Source organism: Mesorhizobium sp. M7A.F.Ca.ET.027.03.2.1, assembly GCF_003999175.1.
In the GTDB taxonomy this organism is placed as follows: domain Bacteria; phylum Pseudomonadota; class Alphaproteobacteria; order Rhizobiales; family Rhizobiaceae; genus Mesorhizobium.
This window is the reverse complement of the sequence record NZ_RZOM01000350.1, coordinates 1-5469: the sequence shown is the minus strand read 5'-3', so window position 1 is coordinate 5469 and position 5469 is coordinate 1. Positions and strand designations below refer to the sequence as shown.

At 63.5% G+C, this 5469-nt stretch carries 5 protein-coding genes; 4 read left to right on the top strand and 1 reads right to left on the bottom strand.

Annotated features, from left to right (window positions below; all coding sequences use genetic code 11):
* Positions 1 to 44 precede the first annotated feature (44 nt).
* Positions 45 to 1274, bottom strand: coding sequence for a bifunctional 2-C-methyl-D-erythritol 4-phosphate cytidylyltransferase/2-C-methyl-D-erythritol 2,4-cyclodiphosphate synthase (locus tag EN750_RS16740; protein ID WP_127397070.1), 1230 nt, complete (start codon positions 1272 to 1274; stop codon positions 45 to 47).
* 245 nt (positions 1275 to 1519) lie between these two features.
* Here EN750_RS16740 and dusB point away from each other — a divergent pair, with 245 nt between their 5' ends.
* The 4 genes from dusB to EN750_RS16720 all read left to right on the top strand — a co-directional run.
* A complete protein-coding gene (dusB, locus tag EN750_RS16735; RefSeq protein ID WP_127397069.1) occupies positions 1520 to 2548 on the top strand; it encodes a tRNA dihydrouridine synthase DusB in 1029 nt (342 codons plus the stop codon).
* On the top strand, positions 2545 to 3687 hold the full coding sequence (locus tag EN750_RS16730; RefSeq protein WP_127329035.1) for a nitrogen regulation protein NR(II): 1143 nt from the start codon (positions 2545 to 2547) through the stop codon (positions 3685 to 3687). The genes dusB and EN750_RS16730 overlap by 4 nt, the downstream gene beginning before the upstream one ends.
* On the top strand, positions 3684 to 5144 hold the full coding sequence (gene ntrC / locus EN750_RS16725; RefSeq protein WP_127397068.1) for a nitrogen regulation protein NR(I): 1461 nt from the start codon (positions 3684 to 3686) through the stop codon (positions 5142 to 5144). The genes EN750_RS16730 and ntrC overlap by 4 nt, the downstream gene beginning before the upstream one ends.
* 129 nt (positions 5145 to 5273) lie before the next feature.
* A partial coding sequence (locus EN750_RS16720; RefSeq protein ID WP_189526258.1) for a hypothetical protein occupies positions 5274 to 5469 on the top strand: 196 nt, incomplete at its 3' end.

Here is a 5469-nt window from a genome sequence, read left to right as displayed (position 1 = left end):
TCTCTGGCAGGCTTGCAGCAGGGCATTTGCCAGCTCGTTGTGGGTCATTCCGGCACCTCGCCGGGAAACACCACGCTGGCGGTGGCGATCGCCGCAATGCCTTCCTCACGCCCGACAAAGCCGAGCTTCTCATTGGTTGTGGCCTTGATCGAGATGCGATCCGGCGTAATTGCCAGCATCTGCGAAAGGGCTGCGGTCATGGCCTCGCGATGCGGGCCGACGCGCGGCGCTTCGCAGATCAGCGTGATGTCGGCATTGGCGATGCGGCCGCCGCGCGCGCGCACCAGTTTCGCCGCATGCTCGACGAATATGCGCGACGCAGCGCCTTTCCACTGCGGGTCGGATGGCGGGAAATGCGTGCCGATGTCGCCGGCGCCGCAAGTCGCCAGCAGCGCATCGGTCAAGGCGTGCAGACCGACATCGGCGTCGGAATGGCCGGACAGCTTCTTGTCGTGCGCTATGGCGACGCCACACAAAGTGACATGGTCTCCCGGTTCGAAGGCGTGGACGTCGTAGCCATTGCCGGTACGGATGTCGGGAAAGCGCACGCGTTCGCCGGAAAGCCGCTGGTCCGCCATCGCAATATCCCGTGCCCAGGTGAGTTTGACATTGTCCGGCGAGCCCGGAACGATCTTGACCGGAATATGCGCCCATTCGGCGATCGCGGCATCGTCGGTAAAATCCATTTTTCCCAGATGATGGGCTTTCTCGTGCGCGGCAAGAATGGGCCAGAACGGAAAGCCCTGTGGCGTTTGCGCCGCGTGAAGCCCGCTGCGCGATACGGTTTCGCCAACCACGCCGGAGGCCGATTCGCGCTTCAGCGTGTCGGCGACGGGCAAAGCGGGCAACGCGCCCTCGCGCTCGCCGATGGCGGCGATGGTGCGATCTATCAGGTCCGCATCGACAAACGGACGCACGGCGTCATGGATCAGGACCTGCGCCGGCGCGTGGCCTCTAAGGGCAAGCAGGCCGAGCCGAACGGATTCCTGCCTCGTCGCCCCGCCCATGATGGCGGTGACGCGCTCGGCGTTGGCGCCCGCCGCCTGCCGGAACAACTCATGGTCATCGGCATGAATGGCGACGACGATCTCGCTGGTCCGCGGGTGGGCCAGAAAAATGTCCAGCGTGTGTGCAATGACGGCAAAGCCGCCAATGTGTTGATATTGCTTCGGTCCGTTGGCCTGTCCGGCGCGCGCACCACGGCCGGCCGCAACGATCACCACCGCGACCTTGCCGTCCGCATCCGAAACGTGGTTTTCACTTGCGTCAGTCATGCCCGTTTGGTCCTAGCGCACGATCCCGAAAAGTGTAATCGGTTTTCGGAAAGATCGTGCGCTAAGTATGAAATTCCAAAGCGTCTTTTGCGCGTCCTCAGGGACGCGCGGCGCTTTGGTCGCGGCCAAAACCGAAGGCCGGCATTTTTCCCAATTGCGCCTTAATGTGGCGTCATTCCGCGTTGCACATTGCGCCGGTTCTGGCTAGAGAATGTGCAACGAATGAAGATGCTTGGTTTTTGTGCATGGTTAACTTGACCAAATTGGCCGCGCCGCTCGATGTCGGTGGCGTGAGAATCCGCAATCGCGTGTTCCTCGCACCGATGTCGGGGATTACGGACGAGCCGTTCCGGCAGCGTGCCCACGCGCATGGAGCGGGCCTGGTCGTATCCGAAATGGTTGCCAGCGGCGAGCTTGCCAAGGGCAGGGCCGGTTTCAATCTGCGCATACGCCACTCCGGCCTGCCCGTTCATATGGTTCAGCTGGCAGGCCGTGAGGCGATGCACATGGCCGAAGGTGCCAGAATCGCCGCCGGTGAGGGGGCCGACATTATCGACATCAACATGGGATGCCCGGCCAAGAAGGTCACCGGCGGTTATGCGGGTTCGGCATTGATGCTGGATCTCGACCACGCACTGTCGCTGATCGACGCCGTTGTCGGCGCGGTCGAGGTGCCGGTGACGGTCAAGATGCGGCTTGGCTGGGACGAAGGCGCGCTCAATGCGCCGATGCTCGCGCGCCGCGCCGAACAGGCCGGCGTCAGGATGGTGACCGTGCACGGCCGGACGCGCTGCCAGTTCTACCAGGGCAAGGCCGACTGGCGCGCCATCGCCCGCGTCAAGGAAGCCGTGTCCATCCCGGTCGTCGCCAATGGTGACGTCTCTTCGCCGGCGGAAGCGGCCGACATTCTCGATCAATCGGGTGCCGACGCCGTGATGATCGGCCGTGCCCATTATGGCGCGCCCTGGATTGCAGGCGGCATTGCGGCCGCAGCGACCGGCGAGGCGACGCCAAACATGCCACGGGACTCGACGGCGGTCGCCGACTACATCGTGGCCCACTATGAGGACATGCTGGCGCTCTACGGCGCCGAAAGCGGCCTGCGCCAGGCGCGCAAGCATCTTGGCTGGTATCTTGATCGGCATGCTGGCGGCGTCGCCGACGACAGCCGAAAGGCCATACTGACTGCATTCCAGCCCGCACGCGTCATTGCCTTGCTGCGCGATGTGTTTTCGCGCGATCCGCAACCCTTGAACCTGCGGAGCGCCGCATGAACGCCGCCGCCGGCCAGGGCGCTGAAATGGCGGATGCCGCCCAGATCGTGCTCAACACCATCCGTCGCCCGGTGATCATGATCAGCGAGGAGGGGTTCATCACCTTCGCCAACGCCGATGCGGAAGACTTCTTTCGCTCGAGTGCAAACATGCTCGCCCGCAACACGCTGTCAAAACTCATTCCCTTCGGCAGCCCGCTGCTGACGCTGGTCGATCAGGTGCGCGAGCGTCGGGCTCCCGTCAACGAGTATCGGGTCGACGTGTCGTCGCCGCGTCTCGGCATCGAGAAGGTCGTCGATCTCTACGTCGCGCCGGTGCCGGAATATCCGGGCTCCGTCGTGGTGATGTTTCAGGAACGGTCGATGGCCGACAAGATCGACCGGCAGATGACGCATCGGGGTGCCGCACGTTCGGTGACCGGTCTGGCGGCAATGCTCGCCCATGAGATCAAGAACCCGCTCTCCGGCATCCGGGGCGCGGCCCAACTGCTTGAACTGTCGGCTTCCGACGAGGACCGTGCGCTGACGCGGCTGATCACCGACGAGACGGACCGCATCGTATCGCTGGTCGATCGCATGGAGGTGTTTTCCGACGAGCGGCCGATCGATCGCTATCCCGTCAATATCCATGTCGTGCTCGACCATGTGAAGGCGATTGCCAAGAACGGTTTTGCCAAGAAAATCAAGATAATGGAGGATTATGATCCTTCATTGCCTCCGGTGTTTGCCAACCGCGATCAACTCATCCAGGTGTTCCTCAACCTGGTCAAGAACGCTGCCGAGGCGATCGGCAGCGACCCGCAGGGCGAGATCGTGCTGTCGACCGCCTTCCGGCCGGGCATCCGTGTTTCCGTTCCGGGCACGCAGGACCGCGTGTCGCTGCCGCTGGAATTCTGCGTGCGCGACAATGGCTCCGGCGTCTCCGAAGACATCCTGCCGATCCTGTTCGACCCGTTCATCACCACCAAGCCGAACGGCTCCGGGTTGGGTCTTGCGCTGGTCGCCAAGATCGTCGGCGAGCATGGCGGCATCATCGAATGCGAATCGACGCCGCGCGGCACCACATTCCGCATCCTGATGCCGGCCTGGAAAGAAGCGCCAAACGGCGCCGATGATGACGGCGAAGGAGACCTCAAATGACCGTTCGCGGCAATATTCTCGTCGCCGACGACGACGCGGCGATCCGCACCGTCCTCAACCAGGCGCTTTCACGCGCCGGTCATGAGGTGCGCGTCACCTCCAACGCTTCGACGCTTTGGCGCTGGGTGGCGGCGGGCGAGGGCGATCTGGTCATCACCGATGTGGTGATGCCGGACGAAAACGCCTTCGACATGCTGCCGCGCATCAAGAAGGCGAGGCCGGAGCTGCCGGTTATCGTCATGAGCGCCCAGAACACATTCATGACGGCGATCCGCGCCTCCGAAACCGGCGCTTACGAATATCTGCCCAAGCCCTTCGACCTGACCGAACTGCTCAACATCGTCAACCGGGCGCTTTCCGAGCCGCGGCGGCCGAAGATCGATACGCGGCCGGAAGAGCAGCCCGATGCAATGCCGCTGGTCGGCCGCTCGGCGGCCATGCAGGACATCTACCGCATGCTGGCGCGCATGATGCAGACCGACCTGACGGTGATGATCTCGGGCGAATCCGGCACCGGCAAGGAGCTGGTGGCGCGCGCGCTGCATGAATATGGCCGCCGCCGCGGCGGCCCCTTCGTCGCCATCAATATGGCGGCGATCCCGCGTGACCTGATCGAATCGGAACTGTTCGGTCACGAGAAGGGTGCCTTCACCGGCGCGCAGAACCGCTCGACCGGCCGCTTCGAGCAGGCCGAAGGCGGCACGCTGTTCCTCGATGAAATCGGCGACATGCCGATGGAGGCGCAGACGCGCCTGCTGCGCGTGCTGCAGCAGGGCGAGTACACCACGGTCGGCGGACGCACGCCGATCAAGACCGACGTGCGCATCGTCGCTGCCACCAACAAGGATCTGCGCACGCTGATCAACCAGGGGCTCTTCCGCGAGGATCTTTTCTATCGCCTCAACGTCGTGCCGCTCCGGCTGCCCGCGCTGCGTGAGCGCTCCGAGGATGTGCCGGACCTCGTCCGCCACTTCTTCAAGCTCGGCGAAATGGAAGGCCTGCAGACCAAGCGCATTTCTTCCGGCGGCATCGAGTTGATGAAGCGCTATCCGTGGCCGGGCAATGTGCGCGAACTGGAAAACCTGGTTCGCAGGCTCGCCGCGCTCTATTCGCAGGACGAGATTTCCGCCGAGATCATCGAGGCGGAGCTCAAGACCGGCGAACGTCCGGTGGTGCCGGGTGGCGGCAATCTGATCCCCGACGATTTGTCGATCGGGCAGGCGGTCGAGCACTTCCTGCAGCGCTATTTCGCTTCCTTTGCCGGCGAATTGCCGCCGGCGGGGCTTTATCAGCGCATCCTGTCCGAGGTCGAGTTCCCCCTCGTCCTGGCTTCGATGACGGCAACCCGCGGCAACCAGATCAAGGCTGCGGAATTGCTGGGCTTGAACCGCAACACGCTGCGCAAGAAGATTCGCGAACTCGGCGTCAACGTCTACAAATCATCGCGGCAGAGCTGAGCCTTGATCTGAGCCCGCGCTCTTTTCAGGGGATCGGCTCGCGAAAGATTTCCGTCTCGGTCACACTTGTTGCATAATCGCCACAATGCGTTGCATACATCCGACGCAATCATGGCTCTAGACGGCGACATGGCTCCGCAGGCACCGACAACAAACCAACCGCTTTTCAGCGAACCCGGCGCTCGTGACGGGCGCCGGCTGCTTGCGCTGCCGGGTGTGATCGCGGTCGTCGGCGCGCTGATGACGGCGGCGATCTCGTTCACCATCCTCGTTGGCGCCACGCCGATCACACCGAACGAGTCGACGACGCTGGCGTTGATTGCCC